Source organism: Gilliamella sp. CG35 (assembly GCF_046635745.1).
Classification (GTDB): domain Bacteria; phylum Pseudomonadota; class Gammaproteobacteria; order Enterobacterales; family Orbaceae; genus Gilliamella; species Gilliamella apicola_I.
This window is the reverse complement of sequence record NZ_JBIDFH010000020.1, coordinates 14,034-32,925: the sequence shown is the minus strand read 5'-3', so window position 1 is coordinate 32,925 and position 18,892 is coordinate 14,034. Positions and strand designations below refer to the sequence as shown.

The 18,892-nt window shown below is 35.9% G+C and carries 19 protein-coding genes; 9 read left to right on the top strand and 10 right to left on the bottom strand.

Going from position 1 to position 18,892, the window contains the following annotated elements:
- Positions 1-258 precede the first annotated feature (258 nt).
- On the top strand, positions 259-984 hold the full coding sequence (locus tag ACGH4F_RS09105) for a DUF4184 family protein (protein ID WP_411590955.1): 726 nt from the start codon (positions 259-261) through the stop codon (positions 982-984).
- Between the two features lie 32 nt (positions 985-1,016).
- Here ACGH4F_RS09105 and gmhB read toward each other — a convergent pair whose 3' ends face one another.
- Positions 1,017-1,553, bottom strand: coding sequence for a D-glycero-beta-D-manno-heptose 1,7-bisphosphate 7-phosphatase (gene gmhB, locus ACGH4F_RS09100; RefSeq protein ID WP_411590954.1), 537 nt, complete (start codon positions 1,551-1,553; stop codon positions 1,017-1,019).
- A 117-nt stretch (positions 1,554-1,670) separates the two neighbouring features.
- On the opposite strand from gmhB, the gene metN reads away from it, so the two are divergent.
- The 4 genes from metN to tsaA all read left to right on the top strand — a co-directional run bounded on the left by metN (position 1,671) and on the right by tsaA (position 5,214).
- On the top strand, positions 1,671-2,702 hold the full coding sequence (metN, locus tag ACGH4F_RS09095; protein ID WP_411590952.1) for a methionine ABC transporter ATP-binding protein MetN: 1,032 nt from the start codon (positions 1,671-1,673) through the stop codon (positions 2,700-2,702).
- Positions 2,703-2,814: 112 nt separating this feature from the next.
- A complete protein-coding gene (locus ACGH4F_RS09090; protein ID WP_370632183.1) occupies positions 2,815-3,456 on the top strand; it encodes a methionine ABC transporter permease in 642 nt (213 codons plus the stop codon).
- 14 nt (positions 3,457-3,470) lie between these two features.
- A complete protein-coding gene (metQ, locus tag ACGH4F_RS09085) occupies positions 3,471-4,373 on the top strand; it encodes a methionine ABC transporter substrate-binding lipoprotein MetQ (protein WP_267378913.1) in 903 nt (300 codons plus the stop codon).
- Positions 4,374-4,506: 133 nt separating this feature from the next.
- Complete coding sequence (tsaA, locus tag ACGH4F_RS09080; RefSeq protein ID WP_411590958.1) at positions 4,507-5,214, top strand: tRNA (N6-threonylcarbamoyladenosine(37)-N6)-methyltransferase TrmO; 708 nt, start codon at positions 4,507-4,509, stop codon at positions 5,212-5,214.
- A gap of 214 nt (positions 5,215-5,428) precedes the next feature.
- Here the strand turns inward: tsaA and hslO are convergent, their stop codons facing one another.
- From hslO to ACGH4F_RS09065, 3 genes are all read right to left on the bottom strand, one after another.
- Positions 5,429-6,292 (bottom strand): Hsp33 family molecular chaperone HslO, encoded by an 864-nt coding sequence (gene hslO, locus ACGH4F_RS09075; RefSeq protein ID WP_267351148.1) that lies wholly within the window; start codon positions 6,290-6,292, stop codon positions 5,429-5,431.
- A gap of 1 nt (position 6,293) precedes the next feature.
- Positions 6,294-6,692, bottom strand: coding sequence for a ribosome-associated heat shock protein Hsp15 (hslR, locus tag ACGH4F_RS09070; RefSeq protein WP_065559639.1), 399 nt, complete (start codon positions 6,690-6,692; stop codon positions 6,294-6,296).
- Between the two features lie 91 nt (positions 6,693-6,783).
- A complete protein-coding gene (locus ACGH4F_RS09065; protein ID WP_411590950.1) occupies positions 6,784-8,388 on the bottom strand; it encodes a hypothetical protein in 1,605 nt (534 codons plus the stop codon).
- 237 nt (positions 8,389-8,625) lie between these two features.
- Between ACGH4F_RS09065 and greA the strand changes: the two genes are divergently transcribed.
- Positions 8,626-9,102, top strand: a complete 477-nt coding sequence (gene greA / locus ACGH4F_RS09060) for a transcription elongation factor GreA (RefSeq protein ID WP_065559646.1) — start codon at positions 8,626-8,628, stop codon at positions 9,100-9,102.
- 65 nt (positions 9,103-9,167) lie between these two features.
- Here greA and yhbY read toward each other — a convergent pair whose 3' ends face one another.
- Positions 9,168-9,461, bottom strand: coding sequence for a ribosome assembly RNA-binding protein YhbY (gene yhbY, locus ACGH4F_RS09055; protein ID WP_065559637.1), 294 nt, complete (start codon positions 9,459-9,461; stop codon positions 9,168-9,170).
- A gap of 98 nt (positions 9,462-9,559) precedes the next feature.
- Between yhbY and rlmE the strand changes: the two genes are divergently transcribed.
- From rlmE to folP, 3 genes are all read left to right on the top strand, one after another.
- Positions 9,560-10,186, top strand: coding sequence for a 23S rRNA (uridine(2552)-2'-O)-methyltransferase RlmE (gene rlmE / locus ACGH4F_RS09050; protein ID WP_220216054.1), 627 nt, complete (start codon positions 9,560-9,562; stop codon positions 10,184-10,186).
- A gap of 85 nt (positions 10,187-10,271) precedes the next feature.
- The gene (gene ftsH, locus ACGH4F_RS09045; protein WP_267351154.1) at positions 10,272-12,140 is read left to right on the top strand and encodes an ATP-dependent zinc metalloprotease FtsH; all 1,869 of its coding nucleotides are present in this window, start codon (positions 10,272-10,274) and stop codon (positions 12,138-12,140) included.
- A 168-nt stretch (positions 12,141-12,308) separates the two neighbouring features.
- Positions 12,309-13,145, top strand: a complete 837-nt coding sequence (gene folP, locus ACGH4F_RS09040; protein WP_220216056.1) for a dihydropteroate synthase — start codon at positions 12,309-12,311, stop codon at positions 13,143-13,145.
- A gap of 132 nt (positions 13,146-13,277) precedes the next feature.
- On the opposite strand, the gene ubiA is transcribed toward folP, so the two are convergent.
- The 5 genes from ubiA to ACGH4F_RS09015 form a co-directional block, all read right to left on the bottom strand.
- Entirely contained in the window at positions 13,278-14,108 is an 831-nt protein-coding gene (gene ubiA, locus ACGH4F_RS09035) for a 4-hydroxybenzoate octaprenyltransferase (protein ID WP_411590947.1), read from the bottom strand.
- 108 nt (positions 14,109-14,216) lie between these two features.
- A complete protein-coding gene (locus ACGH4F_RS09030; protein ID WP_411590945.1) occupies positions 14,217-14,777 on the bottom strand; it encodes a molecular chaperone TorD family protein in 561 nt (186 codons plus the stop codon).
- A gap of 61 nt (positions 14,778-14,838) precedes the next feature.
- Positions 14,839-15,678, bottom strand: a complete 840-nt coding sequence (locus ACGH4F_RS09025) for a dimethyl sulfoxide reductase anchor subunit family protein (protein WP_411590943.1) — start codon at positions 15,676-15,678, stop codon at positions 14,839-14,841.
- Position 15,679: 1 nt separating this feature from the next.
- Positions 15,680-16,300, bottom strand: coding sequence for a DMSO/selenate family reductase complex B subunit (locus ACGH4F_RS09020; protein WP_411590957.1), 621 nt, complete (start codon positions 16,298-16,300; stop codon positions 15,680-15,682).
- A 14-nt stretch (positions 16,301-16,314) separates the two neighbouring features.
- Positions 16,315-18,762, bottom strand: coding sequence for a DMSO/selenate family reductase complex A subunit (locus tag ACGH4F_RS09015; RefSeq protein ID WP_411590941.1), 2,448 nt, complete (start codon positions 18,760-18,762; stop codon positions 16,315-16,317).
- Between the last annotated feature and the right edge of the window lie 130 nt (positions 18,763-18,892).

Sequence of the window (18,892 nt, the reverse complement as noted above, 5' to 3'; positions counted from 1 at the left end):
AAATTTTTTGATCCTGCTCACTAACCTCTTTTACCGCCTGCTTTCGCTGACGCCGTGTCAGTGGATGCGCATTATAGAGCCTTAAAAAAATCATGCAAGCGTTTATTGCAATTTTATTTCTGTTTGTGTTTTTTTTACCCATGCCGTATTGAAAACAAACTGATCCTATACAAATTTTACAAACTTTCTTTATTATTATTTATTATGTCAGTTATGAGATGTTTGCTTTAGGTTAACTTTTTAAGATGGATTTTTCATATGCCTTTTACTTTCGCACACCCAGCAATTGTTTTACCTTTTAATAAAAAGCCTCAATTTTTTTCCATGACAGCTTTAATTATAGGTAGCATGTCCCCTGACTTTGAATATTTTCTTAGAATGAAAATAAAAAGTGATATGAGCCATACTTTATTTGGTATTGTTTATTTTGATCTGCCAATAACATTAATGGTTGCTTTTATCTTTCATTCCATTATTCGTAATGAACTAATCAAAAATTTGCCTCATTTCCTTTATAAACGATTTGCTCATTATCTTACTTTTAATTGGAATCAGTATTGCTTACATCATTGGTTTATTGTTTTGACATCAGCCGTAATAGGCATATTGTCTCATATTTGTTGGGACAGTTTTACTCACTTAACGGGTTTTGTAGTAAAACACATTCCTTTTTTACAACAGACAATTTCCCTAAAAAATATTGATATTCCTATCTACCAATTACTACAGCATGGCAGTACTTTGGTCGGAATGAGTTTAATATGCCTCTTTATTCTTAGATTACCGATCATGACTGATAAAAGGAATACGGTTAGTTTTCTATATTGGGGTTTGCTGATGATGATCGTTATAAGTGGTTTCTCTCTTTTTTTCGCCAATACTATCCATACTTTTGGTCAAAATGTGGTGAACTTTATTGATGCACTATTTTTAGGATTAATATTAGCACCACTTGTCATGAGAATTATACGGCGTTTATTTTAAACACCGTAATAGAATAGTATTGTTTTAGAACGTTATGATTCTGCTTTTATTTTATTAGGTAAATCCGCCAAACTATCGATTACCCAATCGGCTTGGGCAACGACTTCCTCAGTGATTGGGTCGCCCGTTTTCACTAAAACGGTTTTTTTGACCCCAGCCCTTTTACCTGATAATAGATCTGAAAGCTTATCGCCCACCATATAGGAATTAGCAATATCAATGCCTAACTCTTTCGCTGCGGTTTGAATCATACCTGGGCTTGGTTTTCGGCATTCACAATGATCGACTAGTGGATCATGCGGACAATAATAGATACCATCTAAGTCAACACCTCTGTCTTGTAACGACCAATCCATCCATTCAGTTAAAGTATGAAATTGCTCTTCAGAAAATTTGTTTCTGGCAATTCCAGACTGATTGGTGGTAATAACTAATAAGAAACCCATTTTTTTGAGCTCTTGCATTGCCTCAATAACTCCGTCAATAAAGTGGAATTTATCAATTGTGTGCACATAGTTATAATCGATGTTTATTGTACCATCACGATCTAAAAAAATAGCAGGATTCATATTTACTCATTTTCCTTTTATTTAGGTATTTATCCTAATTTGCATAATATATTATTGATTGACTTAGATGTCTAGACGTCTTAATATTCAACTATTCGCATTTTGCTTTTATATATTATGATACAATTACAACATATTTCGAAAACTTTTGAACATAATAATACGTTAATCCACGCATTAAAGGATATTACTATTAATGTACCCAAAGGTAAAATTTATGGGGTTATCGGTAAATCAGGCGCTGGAAAAAGTACATTGATTCGCTGTGTCAATCTGTTAGAAAAGCCAACAAGTGGTAAAATTTTTTTAGATAATCAAGAGATAACTAATCTATCTAATCGACAATTAATTCCTGTTCGTCGAAAAATCAGCATGATTTTTCAACATTTTAATCTTCTCTCATCACGTACCGTATTTGATAATATTGCTCTTCCTCTTGAACTTAATCGGACACCCAAAGCTAAGATTAAGCAAAAAGTCGATGAACTAATCGCGTTAGTTGGTTTGACTGAAAAAGCAAATGTCTATCCAGCCAATTTATCTGGCGGACAAAAACAACGTGTTGCTATTGCACGAGCCTTGGCAAGTGACCCAAAAGTATTATTGTGTGATGAAGCTACCAGTGCCCTTGATCCAGAAACAACGCGTTCGATTTTAACTTTATTAAAAGAAATCAACCAGAAACTTGAATTAACAATCTTATTAATTACCCATGAAATGGATGTCGTTAAACAGATTTGTGATCAAGTTGCCGTTATTAGCAATGGAGAGTTAATTGAACAATCATCAGTAGGTGAAATGTTTTCCCATGCTAAAACCGATATTGCCCGTCAATTTATTCAATCTACTTTACATTTAAACATTCCTGATGACTATTTAACTAAGCTATCAAAAAAGTATAGAGAAGGACTTAATCCCCTAGTACGCCTAGAGTTTTCAGGTGTTTCGGTTGATTTACCGCTGTTATCGCAAATTGCTCAACAATTCAATATCGAAAGCAATATTATTAGCGCTCAGATGGATTACGCCGGTGGCGTTAAATTTGGTTTAATGCTAGCGGAAATGAAGGGAGAGACGAAAAGTATTGAATCCGCAATTGAATTTTTAGAAAAAAATAACACCAACGTAGAGGTGCTTGGTTATGTTTAGTTTTATTCCTTCTTTTAAACCTTTCGAAACCTTATTTCGATATTTAGCACACTACAATTTTTGGGGTGATTTTGTCGCTTTTTGCTCTTCTTTTAATGGTTTTAATGAAGCCATGTTATTTAAAATGGCACAAGCAACTGATGAAACACTTTATATGGTTATCTTATCTGGATTTTGGGGAACCGTTATTGGATTACCGATTGGTATACTACTTTATACCACTCGTAAAGGACAAATTTTAGATTGTTATATCGCTAATAGTGTTATTTCATTTATAACGAATATATTTCGTTCAATACCTTTTATTATATTGATTGTTTGGATTATTCCTTTTACAACTTTCTTAATGGGAACGTTTATTGGTAAACAAGCTGCTGTTGTGCCACTAAGTATAGGTGTTTCGCCATTAATCGCTCGCATGATTGAAAATGCATTATTAGATGTTCCAAAAGGTTTGATTGAAGCAGCTCGCTCAATGGGCGCAACGCCCTTTCAAATCATTTATAAAGTCTTATTACCTGAATCCTTACCGGTCATTGTTAATAGTATGACAATTACTTTAATTACGCTAACGGGTTATATTGCCATGGCAGGCGCTGTTGGTGCAGGTGGTCTTGGTCAATTGGCAATTCAATATGGTTACAATGGATACAAGCCTGCTATAATGAATACAGTTTTAGTTATCTTAATCATTATTGTATTTATTATTCAGTTTATAGGAAATGCCATTGTAAAACGCGTAACTCATCATTAAATTTGGAGAAACTTATGTCAATTAAACAGCTAGCATTAATTACCACCTTAGTAAGTGCCTTTTTTTTAACGGGTTGTGATAATAGTAAACAAACAGTATCGGAAAATAACAATTTAAATCAATCAGATAATATGACTACACTTAAAGTCGGTGTTATTTCAGGGCCCGAACAAGAAGTAGCCGAAGTGGTAAAACAACAAGCTAAGGATCTTTATCATTTAGATGTTGAGTTGGTTATTTTCAATGATTATGTCACCCCTAATCAAGCATTAAATGATGGATTAATTGACGTTAATGCCTTCCAACATAAACCTTATTTAGATGAGCAAATGAAAGAGCGTGGTTACAAATTAGCTGTTGTCGGTAATTCATTTGTTTACCCAATTGCAAGTTATTCTCATAAGCTTAAACCAATCGACAATGCTACGCCAACGGGTGAAGGCGTGAAAGTGACATCTCCGCGTGGCGAAACTTTCTTTATTCCAGCTAACTCAACCATTGCGATTCCAAATGATCCAACTAATTTAGGTCGTGCACTACTGTTATTACAACATGAAGGATTAATTACCGTTGATAAATCAAAAGGTTTATTACCGACAGTTTTAGATATCACCAGTAATCCTAATAATTATAAAATTGTTGAGCTTGAAGCACCTATGTTGCCACGCTCTTTAGACGATGCACAAGTTGACCTTGCTATTATCAATAATGCATTTGCCGGACAAGCAAATTTAACGCCAAGTAAAGATGGCATTTTTGTTGAAGATAAAGAATCCCCTTACGTTAATATTATCGTTGCCCGTGAAGCCGATAAAGATAACGAGAATATCAAAAATTTTGTGAAAGCTTACCAAACTGATGCTGTAGCGCAAAAGGCAGATCAAATTTTTAATGGTGGTGCTATTCGTGGTTGGTAATAACTTACCAAAAACATTACTAAATCAAAAATCCGCCGATTTAAGGTCGGCGGAAACAATTAAAGACAAAATAGATAGAGTTATTGAGTGATATACTGCAGACCATACATTAACTCAGTAGAGCATAGTTAAGATCATGACCTGGCATATAGATCCCATTGGTATTATACATTCCCCTTATAGCGAAAAATTTGCTGTACCCAGACAACCGAATTTAGTTCCTGCTGGACATGGAGAACTTCATTTATTGGCACCTTATAACGATCCTAATAGTGTTAAAGGATTAGAACAGTTTTCACATTTATGGTTGCTATTTCAATTCCACCATATAGATCAGAACAAGTGGCGCTTAACCGTTCGTCCTCCTCGTTTAGGTGGAAATAAAACGTTAGGCGTATTTGCAACTCGTTCCCCATTTAGACCCAATCATATCGGGCTTTCAGCAGTAGAATTAAAAGACATAGTCATTAAAAATAAACAAGTTATTTTAAAATTAGGAAGTTTAGATTTAGTTGATGGCACACCTATTATCGATATAAAACCCTATCTGCCTTATTGTGATAGTTATCCAGATGCCACTGCTGGCTATGCACAAACGTCTCCAGAAAAAAAATTACACGTCGTGTTTTCAGATGAAGCTCAACTTTTTTTAGCATCGCAAAAACAGAATTATCCAGAGTTAGCAGATTTAATTGCTCAAGTCATTTCACAAGATCCTAGACCTGCTTATAAACAAAATAACATCGCTGAACAAACATATGGATTAACGCTATACCATTTTAACATAAAATGGAAAATCAAAAATGAATGCGCAATAGTCGGCGATATCGAGGTTATCTAAAAAAATTTACTTAACTGAAAAGTAAATAATTTTCTTTTTCCAATAGGATAAAATAGCTTTGTAAATTTTCTTAACAAAATTATGGCAAAAAATTAATAAAAAAGGTTGGTGTATTTATACGATTCTGATACATTATGTACGGGTTTAATTCCCTATATTTCACTTTGCCACTAAAATTAGTTAATAATCTTAGTGGTATTTTTATGCCTAAAAATCAATGGATATTTGTTTTGTGTTTGCTTCGCATTTCAGTGATATCTATCTCATCAAATATATAATGTTTACCACAATAATCACAAAGAATATCAATCTTTCCACCATCCTCTTTGAGGATTTCATCAATTTCATTTTGCGGTATTGTTGCTAAACTATCCTCAAAACGTTGCCGAGAACAACCACATTTAAATGTAACATTCTCAGTTTCAAACAATCGAACTTGTTCTTGATTATAAAGGCGATATAAAATTTCATCACTGGTGAGTTTAAATAATTCATCGTTCGTGATTGTTTCGGTTAAAGCGCATAGATGATCAAAAGACTCTTCAGTATTTTCATTAGCTGGTAACACTTGCAATAATATGCCGGCAGCCATTGGTTTATTATTGTAAACACCTGTTTTAACGAATAATCTAGTTGGCAACTGTTCAGACTGCATGAAGTAATTTTCAATACATCCTATTAGCGTCTCTTTTTCAAGTCCGACAATACCTTGATAGCGTTCTCCATTTTTGGGCGTAATGGTAATTACAATATAGCCATTACCCACCATATCTTTCAATGACGCATTATCAGCAATATCTCCATTAACTCGAGCAACCCCACGTAATTGTAGAAGATGATTGCCATTAACAACCGCTAAACGCAGAGGACCATCACCTTGTAATTGAACCGCAATATCGCCTTCAAATTTTAAGGTTGCGGTTAATAAACTCGTCGCAACCAGTAATTCACCCAATAAATTTTGTACTGCTATAGGATAATTATGGTTATCTAAAATTGCTTGGTAAGTTTGTTCTAAACGAGTTATTTCACCACGAACAGGGTGATTATCAAAGATAAATCGATTTAAAGTATCCATATCAATTATTGTCGCCTTGTTGTCTATCATATTTAAATTTTATTAAGTTACGCCGCTCTTTTTTATCCGGCTTTCTATCAGGATGTGGCATGGTTAATGCATTAAGCTTGCGTGCTTCAGCAATTTTTTCGCGTTTATCAATGCTCTCTTGTGTTTCTTGATAAAGTAATTGAGCTTCTTGCGCTGATCTCCGTTGTCCATTAATCGCCAAAATTTTAATTGTTTTTTGATCTGAACCTTGACGAAGAGTCAAAATTGCACCGACTTCCACCAATTTACTCGGTTTAGTTCGTTGACCATTATAGTGAACTTTTCCCCCCTCAACCATTTCACGAGCAAGTGAACGCGTTTTATAAAATCGGGCAGCCCACAACCATTTATCTAGTCTGATTTGATCCATTTCACTCTCATATTAATTAATCAAAAACGTCATTTAAACACGAACAGGAGTTTTAGCATTTTAATAATATATAAGGCTAACTAAACCAATATCAATTGTCTGATTGAAGAAAATGATTGATCGCATTGACTTGTATTGTGCCAGCTAAACTAAATGGTGCAATTTTACCAACTAAATTAGCGGTATAATTAGTTGACTCAGGATCGTAATTAACTAATTTCCAATCTTTTAATAAAGAACTTGGGATATTAGCAGCACCTAATTGAAAAGAGGTAAATTCTGTTTGATTAGCATTAAGCTTTGCTTTTATTTCAACAACACCCTTGTTAATTAAACTACTAAAGTTTAATAATGCATGCTGTTGTGAATCATATTTTAAGGTCAAATCTGGATAATTAATCTCAATTCCATTAATAGATCCTCTTTCAGCTTTGAAAAATAGGTTTCCGGCATCAAATCCTAAATATTTATCTTTGACTATAACAATATCTGAGCCCAGTGCTTCAAAATTAGTAAAAGCAAATGGATAGTTAGCATCAACATTAATTAATAGACTTGGTAAAATCGATAATTGAGTAATTTCAATTCGACTAAATTGTGTTGGTAATACTAATTGCTCTAAATGTTGAGGTAATTGATAAATGACACTAGCTATTGTGACTTGTTCTAACTGTAAAGTATTATCATGCCAGCTACCTGTAAGATTTACATTACCTTTATTCCAAGTGGCTATTGCTTTTTCAATTTCAATATTATTATCATTAAGATTGAGTTGAAGTAATACTGAGGAAAATAGATTTTCGAACCATACAACGTTATCGGCATTGAAAACAAGAGAGCTTTCATCAAAATACCATCCATTATCAAAACGAATATTTTTGACTTCAAGATTCCCTTTTTCAACGAGAAAAGAGGGTAGCTGTATACTACTTTCAAATATCGACAATTGTCGTAAAGAGAATTTCGGTAAATAGGAAATATATTTTTCCCAAAAATCGTCTGTTTGAGATTGTAGATGAATATTGCTTAATTTAAGTTGTTCAATATCCCAATTTTTATCAGCTAATATCTTTAACTTACTTACAAAAAATCCATTTTCAATATTCCCACCTAAATTGGTTAAGTAGGTAATATTATCACGGTGAAATCCTTGAACGATTACTGATTTTATAGCAATCTCATTGATCAATACTTCGTTAGAAGTGAAATCAAACTGGGCATTATTTAAACTTGATGAAGAATAAGATTTAATTCCGCCATTTACCTGTTTAAATAAAATTTTATCATCATTATTATTTATTGAAACAGTAATGGTAGAATTAATGAATTTTAACGTATCAGTCGAAAAATCATAATGTTTAATTTTGCTATCAGCCAATATTCCATCAATCACAGTAACATAGCTAAAATGATTGAATTGCCACAGTTCATGTTTATCTAACCCTATAACCATTTTAGGAATATTAGCTATCTGCTGCTGACCATCGCTGATGACAACATCATCCAAGACAACTTCATAAACATTTGAAAAAGAATGGTGAACATGCCCAATTGAGATAGTATAGGGACTTAATTTTGATAATTGCTCACTTACAAATTTTGCCCCAAACGCCGTCTGTACTACAAAATAAGAGAGTAACACTAACAACCAAGCAATTGCTAAAAGAGTAAGTAAGTAGAATCGTATCCGTCGCATAAATGAATAAAATTGTTATAATAAGCCGTTCACAATGACATTACGATAAACGATTTTAAATGAAATAGCATCTTATTTTAGTATAAATGATTTGTCGTTAAGTCAGTTTTACAGTTAATATATAGAAATACACAATCATATCTTTGAAATACCAAATGGAATCGATCACTCTTCCTTTATTTAAAGTAAGATGAGGGATTGTTTTTATTTAATTTAAATAAAGCGGGAGACACACAAATGAAACAAATCCCAATGACAGTAAAGGGAGCTGAATTATTACGTGCTGAACTTGAAGAGCTGAAAAATGTTAAAAGACCTCAAATTACAGCAGCGATAGCCGAAGCGAGAGCACACGGTGATTTAAAAGAAAATGCAGAGTATCATGCAGCAAGAGAACAACAAGGTTTTTGTGAAGGACGTATTCAAGAAATTGAAGGAAAGTTATCACAAGCACAAATTATAGATATTACCAAAGTCAAAAACACTGGCAGAATTATTTTTGGTGCCACCGTCACTGTTATCAATGTGGATACTGATGAAGAAACCACTTATCGAATTGTGGGTGATGATGAAGCTGACTATCGACAAAATCTCATTTCGGTTAATTCCCCTATTGCCAGAGGATTAATTGGTAAAGAAGATGGCGACACTGTACAAATCAAAACGCCTGGTGGCGATGTAGAGTTTGATATTGTTAAAGTAGAATATATTTAAAAGGTGAATTCTACTTGGTCATTTGATAATGATAAACAGGGCGAATACCCTGTTTATTAATCGTATTATTTAGGTAAAGTGATTTTTTTCTCTTCACTTGGTCTAAAAATGGTAAAAATTGAACCAACTTGTTGTACTGCAAGGGCATGCGTTTCACGTATGATAGCCTCACAAATAAGCTTTTTTGTCTCTCTATCTTCAGCAGACACCTTGATCTTAATTAACTCATGAAAGTTTAACGCATTTTCAATCTCTGCAAGCACACCTTCAGTAAACCCATTAGCGCCGATCATGACAATCGGTTTTAAATGATGAGCTTCACCTTTTAAATACTGTTTTTGTTTATTTGATAAATTCATTATTTTTTTATCACATTAAGTTGCAATTTTGTTATTCTACCCTTATATATATTTGTAATCAATTGAAGTGAACTCTTTACTATAAGGATTTATTCCCTGTGAGTAACAAAAAACGCTCAGCAAGCTCGACTCGTTGGCTTAATGAACATTTTAATGATCGCTTTGTGCAACAAGCACAAAAAAAAGGTTTACGATCGCGAGCATGGTTCAAATTAGAAGAAATTCAAAAAAGTGACAAATTATTTAAACCCGGCATAACCGTTGTTGATCTAGGCGCAGCGCCTGGTGGATGGTCACAATATGTGGCGTCTGTTATTGGCAGCAAAGGACGAATTATCGCTTGCGATTTATTACCGATGGATCCGATTGTCGGTGTTGATTTTCTACAAGGTGATTTCCGAGACGAAGCCGTGCTTAAAGCATTACTTGACCGTGTTGGTGAAGAAAAAGTACAAGTCGTCATGTCAGATATGGCTCCTAACATGAGTGGTCAACCTGCTGTTGATATTCCCAGAGCAATGTATTTAGTTGAACTTGCTTTAGATATGTGTCGAGATGTCCTTGCCCCAAATGGCAATTTTATTGTCAAAGTATTTCAAGGTGAGGGATTTGAAGATTATTTAAAACAAGTTAGAACGATGTTTAAAACGGTCAAAATTCGCAAACCTGAAGCATCCAGATCGCGATCGAGAGAAGTTTATATCGTTGCAATGGGTATGAAGTAGCCAGTAGCACAATTTTGTAGTACCATTACTTCCTAATTTTAGTCGTAACTGTTAATTTTTATGAGAGGTTTTTCTTTTGAACGACATGGTAAAGAATTTACTGATCTGGGGAATTATTGCCGTAGTATTGATAGCTGTATTTAATCAATTCAGCTCAATATCAAATAGCGGTCCTCAAATCAATTATACTCAATTTAATTCCGATATCACCAGTGGTAAAATCCAAGAAGTGCATATTAATGGACGCGAAATTATTGCCACGACAAAAGATAATCGTAACTATGTAACTTACATCCCTTATTTTGATGAAAAATTAATGGATGACTTAGTTTTAAATAAAGTTGCCGTTTATGGTAGTCCAGATGAAAAACCAAGTTTGTTAGCAAGTATTTTAATCTCTTGGTTCCCCATTATTTTATTAATCGGATTTTGGATCTTTGTCATGCGTCAAATGCAAGGCGGTGGTAAAGGCGGACCAATGTCGGTGGGTAAAAGTAAAGCTCGGATGTTAGCGCCAGATCAAGTAAAAACTAAATTTACCGATGTCGCAGGCAGTGAAGAAGCCAAGCAAGAAGTAACAGAAGTAGTCGATTTTTTACGTGATCCGGGGAAATACCAAAAATTAGGTGGACGCATACCAAAAGGTATTTTGATGGTTGGACCACCGGGTACAGGTAAAACATTATTGGCTAGAGCGATTGCCGGTGAAGCCAATGTGCCTTTCTTTAGTATTTCAGGTTCCGACTTTGTTGAAATGTTTGTTGGTGTTGGCGCATCACGTGTACGTGATCTCTTTGAACAAGCCCGTAAACATTCACCTTGTATTATCTTTATTGATGAAATTGATGCTGTTGGTCGCAAACGTGGAGCGGGTTCAATGGGCGGTCATGACGAACGCGAACAAACCCTAAACCAAATGTTAGTTGAAATGGATGGTTTTGAAGCTAACAGTGGCATTATTATGATTGCAGCAACAAACCGTGCTGATATTCTCGATCCTGCATTACTTCGTCCAGGTCGTTTTGACCGTCAAGTTCAAATTGATTTACCTGACTTAAAAAGTCGTGAGCAAATTCTGGCAGTACATGTACGTAAAGTGCCTTTAGGGTCTGATGTTAATCTAGCAGTATTAGCCCGCGGAACACCAAATTATTCGGGTGCTCAATTAGCTAATTTAGTTAACGAAGCAGCGCTATTTGCCGCTCGCCGTAATAAACGTTTAGTCACGATGGATGAGTTTGAAGAAGCCAAAGATAAAATCGATATGGGTACTCAACGTCGTTCATTATCCATGACAAAAGAGCAATTAACCAATACGGCTTATCATGAAGCGGGACACGCAATTGTGGGTTATTTAATGCCAGATCATGATCCGCTCCATAAAGTCACGATTATTCCTCGAGGAGGGGCGTTAGGTGTCGCCTTCTTCTTACCGGAAGGTGATCAAATTAGTCAAACTCGTACTCAGTTAGAATCAAAAATTTCAACAGCTTATGCAGGACGAATTGCCGAAGGCTTAATTTATGGCGAAGATAAAATTACCTCTGGTGCTTCAAGTGATATACGATACGCTTCAAATGTAGCCAGAGCAATGGTGACACAATGGGGCTTCTCAGATCGTTTACCACCTGCATTGTTTGAATATGAAGAGTCTTCTTATGGAGTCATGAAGAAAATATCTGATGGTACAGCTAAAATTATTGATGAAGAAGTTGATGCAATCCTTCAACGAAACTACCAACGAGCTAAAACAACACTAACTGAAAATATTGATATTCTTCATGCAATGAAAGATGCTTTACTCAAGTATGAAACAATTGATAAAAAACAGATTGATGAACTGATGAATCGCCAGCCAGTCACGCCACCAGAGGGTTGGACAGCCAGTGATGAAAAAGCAGCACAAGAAGTTCCGAATGAAGGTCGTGATACACCACCTGAATCTGATAATTAATCTGTTTTAATTTTTATAACGCGCTACGGCGCGTTTTTTATCGGATAACTCAGAAAAATCTAAAATAAAAACAGGTAACAAGCTTAAATGATTTTGCTATTATTTAGCTTATAACTAAGTTTAACGATAGCAAAATTGAGTAGCAGATGACTTAAATAAGGCATAATCATGGAAATTCGTTTCAACAATCAAATTATGGATCTCTCTTTTCCTCAAGTAATGGGTATCGTAAACATGACGCCGGATTCGTTTTCTGATGGTGGTAATTATAACAATCTTGATGATGCCATGCGTCGAGTTGATAATATGATACAAGCAGGCGCAACATTTATTGATATAGGCGGTGAATCAACACGCCCTGGTGCAGCCATTGTATCAGTTGAAGAAGAGCTAGATAGAGTGGTGCCTTTAGTTGAAAAAGTGGCTCGCTATTTTGATGTTTGGATTTCTGTTGATACCTCTAAACCTCAAGTTATGACAGAGTCAGCAAAAGCAGGAGCCCATTTAATTAATGATATACGAGCATTAACAGAGTCTGGTGCAGTCGAAGCCGCAGCCCAAACAGGATTACCAGTTTGCATTATGCATATGCAAGGCGATCCTCAAACTATGCAAAATGCGCCACATTATCAGCAAGACATCTATCAAGAAGTCGATCAATTTTTTGCCCAACATATCAATCGTTGCATCAATGCAGGGATTGAGCGAGAAAAAATTATTCTTGATCCGGGTTTTGGCTTTGGTAAAACATTAGCACACAATTATCGATTACTAGCAACACTTGAAAAGTTTCATCACTTTCATTTACCGCTATTAGTTGGTATGTCTCGAAAATCCATGATTGGACAAGTATTAAATGTTCCGCCTAAAGAACGTATGTTAGGTAGTGTTTCTTGTGCAGTAATTGCAGCGATGAAGGGTGCACAGATTATTCGAGTTCATGATGTAAAAGAAACCTTTGATGCACTGCGAATTGTACAAGCCACTTTAGCTGAACAGGAATAAACGGGGTTTAACTTCAACAAAATAAGCTGTTATTTTGTTAAAAAGGGAATTTTTAGACAAATAAGATAAAAATCCCTTTTTGTTTTATTCTTAAGAATTTTCAACTTTTGGTATTACTGTTTCTAATAATCATTAAACAATAACAACACTTAAAAACATCACTAAACCGACATAATTATTATTTTGAAAAGCTTTGAAGCATCGAGTTCTATCACGATCGTTTATCAACCATTGTTGATAAAGAAACAGTAACGACATGATCGATATTCCACTATAATAAATAAAAGACAAATGATTACTAAGACCAATAATTATCAAGCAAATCACCGTTATTATCTGTAAAATGCCAATTATCAATTTATCATAGTGCCCAAACAAAACAGCCGTTGATTTAATGCCAATTTTGATATCATCATTGCGATCAACCATGGCATATTCCGTATCATAAGCAACTGTCCAACAAATATTTGCCAAACACAATAACCAACAGGTTAACGGGAACTGTTCAATTGTGGCCGCATAGACCATTGGAATGCTCCAACTAAATGCAATCCCTAATACTATTTGCGGAAAGTAGGTATAACGCTTCATAAACGGGTAAATCATTGCAGTTAACAATGCACAGCCAGCAATCATCCACGACAAAGTATTTAAAAAGAATAATAAACAAGCAGCCATTAACAACAATATCAATAATGTCCATAAAGCATTCTTTGCGGTTAATATGCCTTGCGCTAACGGACGGTGTTGGGTTCGCTCCACATGCGCATCAAAATGGCGATCGGCATAATCATTTACCACACATCCTGCCGCTCGCATCACAACAACACCTATCACAAAGATAACAATAAGTTCAACGGGCGGATGAGGATTGGCAAGCCAAATTGCCGTTATAGTTGGCCAAAGCAATAGCAAGATTCCAATTGGTTTATCTAACCGCATAAGTTGTAAATAAGCTAACATATCTGATTTCTATCTTATATAACAATGGGTAAATTATACCTTTTCCTTCAAAAACTGTAACGCTCTCAATAATTGAGTCAAATTAATTGCTACAATTAACAAGCAGGCTCATTTAAGCATCTCTAAATATTGTTCTGCAATAACGGCAAGAGCAGCATAAAATGGACTAATTTGATTATGTTTTAATTGGTTTAAATAGTAAGTAGACCACGTAAATAAATGTTCATTTAATAATTGTTTTGCTGTTTGTGGCTGATTTTTTCCCAGCAGTAATGCAAATGCCATTAACATTAATCCAAACTGATCTTCAGGCTCATTCATACCAGTAGACAGCATTAACCCTTGTTGCTGTAAAAATTCACGATAACGTTCTTGTGATTCCCCCATTAATAACTTTTCTTGATCCAAATAGACCGATCCCCAAGGTGGGGCAAGCATTTCACCTTGTCCTTCAAATAACAGTGAAAATTGATAATCAAGATCTTGATGGGATAATTCTGCCGCTAATCTTTGACATTGCTGACAAATTAATTTGGGATTTTGCCAATTAGCAAGCTGATCGATATGGAGTAAAGCCTCAATCAACGGTTTGACGGTTTCACTTCGAGGAGAATAGTAAAAAAATGCTCCAATGATTTTTGCTAAGGTGGCGGTAGTTAGATTATCCAATCTTATCTCTCTTATTCATTATAAAATGACTTAATTTGCTATGAGTAATTAGCTTCAATGATTATAGCGGTATTGTCCATAAATTATAAAATGCAATACGTCCACAAACCTCACCCAAAAAAGTACAAGCAAAGGCTGTAGTACAAAGTATCGTCATATGTTTTGTTCGCCAATAATTAAAAATAATCAACATTAGCGCAACAATTAATAAAATGCACTCGATTATCATCCAACTCAATTGCGCATTAGCCAGCGCCGGACTGATTGAAGTCATTAAATTAAAATAAGGTACTTTTGACAGCACAATTAATAAAACGCCAATAATAAAAGCACCAGTTCCTAATCGATTTAGCCCAACCCTAGCACTAGCAATACCACCTAATGCCAGCATCGTTAGATACATTTGAATTGGTGTATAAACAGTATCCCACGTTTTCACTGTGGGTAATCTATACGTTAAAACAATCGTCCAAACAAACACTAAACTTAATATCATTAACACGATCGCTAATAGTTGATTTATATAAGGGATGCGATTTATCTTTAAACAAAGCGGCTTAATCATATCAAGTTTTTCACTATTGGGATAAAGGGCAAAATAATTGAGTAACAAGGATACAAACGTGACTCCAAACAATACACCAAAGGTAAAAATTTCATTACTCATTGGCGAACGACCGATACCCAAAATCACATTGAAGGCACGCATAGGATGCCCCAAATGGAATGAGGCAATTAGCATACCAAGAGCCATAAAAAGCAGTGCTACCCCATTAATTTTTTGTCTAATAACTTGTTTAGCTTGTGAATGATTGATGAAACAAGACAAGCTACTCAGCAATACCATTCCCGCAGATAATTGCCCCAATACCGTAAAAAAAACGAGTGGTAATTCATGCATATTAAACCTCCTCTGGATTGAGCACTTTACCCAATGTATCACCCGAACTTTTAGCTTGTGCATGGGGTTTAATCACAATATTGGGTTTAGTTAGCTCGGCATTAGGCAAAGGAGCAATATTACGTTCATTACCATAACGTTCACGTAATTTGCCTATCTCGTCAAAATCTAAAGCATGTTGCGGACAAGATTCGACACACACGGGCTTTAATCCTTCGGCGACACGTTCATAACAGCCATCGCATTTTGACATGACACGCTTTTGATGATCATACTGTGGTGCACCATAAGGACAACGCATTTCACAATACCGACACCCGATACACACATCTTGATTGACAACCACTAAGCCATCTTGCTTGCGTTTGTGCATTGCCCCCGTAGGGCAGCCTTGTACGCAAGTCGGCTCATCACAATGGTTACAGGCGATCGACAAATAATAAGTAAATGTATCATTCTGCCAAACTCCAGCTACTTGCTGCCATGTGCCACCACCATATTCATAGACTCGGCGAAAATGCACCCCAAGGGCATTATCTTTCTCGTCTTTACAGCTGACTTGGCAGGTTTTACATCCGGTACATTTGGAAGAATCAATCAAGAATCCATATTGCATTTTCATCATCTCCCTGTGACTTATGATGCCGAAGACATACTGGATATTGGTTTGATATCAACCAAATTGGTATGTTGTGAATTTGATTTTGCCAATACCGAAGGACGCAATGAAGTTAATCGATTGACACACCCCCCAATATCGATACCCACTGCGTTGGTTTTTGCCCACAACCCTTGTGGAATGGCAATCACCCCGGGTAATATACGTGGCGTTACTTTTGCAGGTATATATAATCGACCGCGATCGTTAAAAACTTCGACTAATTGACCATGCTTTATGTGTCTCTGCTGAGCATCAATGGGATTGATCCACAGACTACTGGCAACAGCCTCACGCAATTGAGGGAGATTGCTATAAGACGAGTGGCAATGTCCTTTAATATGAAATCCAATTAACTGTAATGGGTATTTTTCTTGTTTCAGCTTATCTTCACTTCCTTCAATTGCAGGTAAATAAGCTGGAATAGGATAAAGTTTATCGTCCTGCTCAAATTCCCATTCACGCGCAATTTTCGCTAAGGCTTCAGAATAAATTTCAATTTTGCCCGATGGGGTATTTAACGGATGATTAACGGGATCATCGCGAAATGCCTTTAAAGCAATGTGATTATCACTATCGGCTAATTTACGATCAATAACTCCCATACCGTCTGTTTCGGCAAAAGACGGTAAATCAGGATTTTGTTTGCGCATTCTTTCATAACTATACGCTATCCACTCCTCTTGTGTTCGTCCTTCCGTAAATTTATCTTTAACGCCCATTTTTTCAGACAATTCGGTTAGCACATTATAAGCCGGACGATTTTCCCAAAGTGGCTTAATGGCTTGTTGCATACGAATCACATAGTGATAAGCGCCAGATGCATAGGAATTATTGATTAAATCATGACTTTCCACTGAAGACACATCAGGTAATAACAAATCGGCATACCTTGCTGAAGCGGTCATATGCGTATCCCAAACCAAGATAAATTCGCATTTTGATTCATCTTGTAAAATCTGATGGGTTCGATTGAGATCGGCATGCTGATTACCGATTACATTACTGGCATAGCTCCAGATAAACTTGATACCAACATCCAATTTATCTTTACCCAGTATATAAGCATTTTTAGCTGTCATGTTCTGCGGTTCTTCAATCGCTTTTGTCCATAAAAAAAATGGAATACTGGTTTTAATCGGATTTAACAGATTCAGACCAGGAACCGGATAAGTCACGCTTCCGCCCCAAGTTCCGATATTAGTACCTTGTTTGCCAAACTGACCCGTGATAATTGGCAGTATCATAATCGCTCGGGTAGTATGCTCACCATTTTGCCAACGCTGAGCCCCCCAACCTTGAGAAATCCATGCTGCTTTAGCATTGACAATATCTAATGCAAGCTGACGAATTTGTTTAGCAGGAATACCGGTCTTTTTAGCTGCCCATTCAGGGGTTTTAGGCGTTCTGTCATCACCTAATCCAAGAATATAAGATTTAAAATCACTAAAAGGCGGTGCACTGTCGGGTAATGAGTCAGCATTCCAGCCTACACAATATTGATTGAGCATTGCATCATCAATTCTATCTTCTTCTAGTAAAGCATAACCGATTGCAGCAACTAAAGCGGCATCCGTTCCAGGAATAATTGGAATCCACTCAGCATTGTAACCCACAACACTTTCACTACGCCTTGGATCAATAATAATCACCCTTGCTTTACTTTGTGATAATGCATTGAATAGCTCGGTCACCTGCCCTCCACCCGACATTCTGGTTTCAGCAATATTTTGTCCAAACATTACCACTAGATCAGAATGTTTAATTTGGTCTATTAACGACTCTTTTGCATTGCCATAAATATAAGGTTGAATAGCGGTTATTTGACCACTTGAATAATCACCATGATAATTAAGGTAACCACCAATCGTACTCAAGAATCGCTTACAAGCACTACGCCCAGAAATATTTGCACCTGTAGTACCTGTACCATATTGATAATAAATAGCCTCGTTGCCATATTGATTAATGGTATACTTGAGTTTATTTGCCAATAAAGCGATAGCTTCATTCCATGAAATACGTTTGAATTTACCTTCACCACGCTTACCCACTCGCACCATAGGATATTTTAAACGCTCAGGATCGTAAGTTCGCCAACGTACCGCTCTTCCTCGCAAGCAGGGACGAATTTGATGCAGGCCAAAGACAGGATCATTAATGCCGTCTTCCGAAGAAATTTTAGTAATAATATCATTCTTCACATGGACTTTTAGAGGACAGCGACTACCACAGTTAACTAAACAAGCACTATAGACGATTTTTTCCTCATTATCCGAACTGGCAAGACTATCATTGTCATTAACATTAGGTTCTGCGTACACAAATGGGGATTGAATGGTATTGGCTAATGCCGCAACGCTCCCAATTGCTAACGATTTTTGTAAAAAATCTCGTCGGGTTATCTTATTATCTGACTTGCTCATTTTGTTCCCTTATGTCTATTTGGGATTTATTTATCATAATACTTTAGATGGGCTGATAAAATAGAAAACGGCATAAACCGTCTTTTAACTATCAATAAATTAAGGTAATAACAATTATTCTCAATAAATA

Bases quoted from the DNA above. Each gene is read 5' to 3' on its own strand.
- ACGH4F_RS09105 (WP_411590955.1), top strand. From the start codon at position 259: ATGCCTTTTACTTTCGCACACCCAGCAATTGTTTTACCTTTTAATAAA.
- gmhB (WP_411590954.1), bottom strand. From the start codon at position 1,553: ATGAATCCTGCTATTTTTTTAGATCGTGATGGTACAATAAACATCGAT.
- metN (WP_411590952.1), top strand. From the start codon at position 1,671: ATGATACAATTACAACATATTTCGAAAACTTTTGAACATAATAATACG.
- ACGH4F_RS09090 (WP_370632183.1), top strand. From the start codon at position 2,815: ATGTTATTTAAAATGGCACAAGCAACTGATGAAACACTTTATATGGTT.
- metQ (WP_267378913.1), top strand. From the start codon at position 3,471: ATGTCAATTAAACAGCTAGCATTAATTACCACCTTAGTAAGTGCCTTT.
- hslO (WP_267351148.1), bottom strand. From the start codon at position 6,292: ATGGATACTTTAAATCGATTTATCTTTGATAATCACCCTGTTCGTGGT.
- hslR (WP_065559639.1), bottom strand. From the start codon at position 6,692: ATGGATCAAATCAGACTAGATAAATGGTTGTGGGCTGCCCGATTTTAT.
- ACGH4F_RS09065 (WP_411590950.1), bottom strand. From the start codon at position 8,388: ATGCGACGGATACGATTCTACTTACTTACTCTTTTAGCAATTGCTTGG.
- greA (WP_065559646.1), top strand. From the start codon at position 8,626: ATGAAACAAATCCCAATGACAGTAAAGGGAGCTGAATTATTACGTGCT.
- yhbY (WP_065559637.1), bottom strand. From the start codon at position 9,461: ATGAATTTATCAAATAAACAAAAACAGTATTTAAAAGGTGAAGCTCAT.
- ftsH (WP_267351154.1), top strand. From the start codon at position 10,272: ATGGTAAAGAATTTACTGATCTGGGGAATTATTGCCGTAGTATTGATA.
- folP (WP_220216056.1), top strand. From the start codon at position 12,309: ATGGAAATTCGTTTCAACAATCAAATTATGGATCTCTCTTTTCCTCAA.
- ubiA (WP_411590947.1), bottom strand. From the start codon at position 14,108: ATGTTAGCTTATTTACAACTTATGCGGTTAGATAAACCAATTGGAATC.
- ACGH4F_RS09025 (WP_411590943.1), bottom strand. From the start codon at position 15,678: ATGCATGAATTACCACTCGTTTTTTTTACGGTATTGGGGCAATTATCT.
- ACGH4F_RS09020 (WP_411590957.1), bottom strand. From the start codon at position 16,300: ATGAAAATGCAATATGGATTCTTGATTGATTCTTCCAAATGTACCGGA.
- ACGH4F_RS09015 (WP_411590941.1), bottom strand. From the start codon at position 18,762: ATGAGCAAGTCAGATAATAAGATAACCCGACGAGATTTTTTACAAAAA.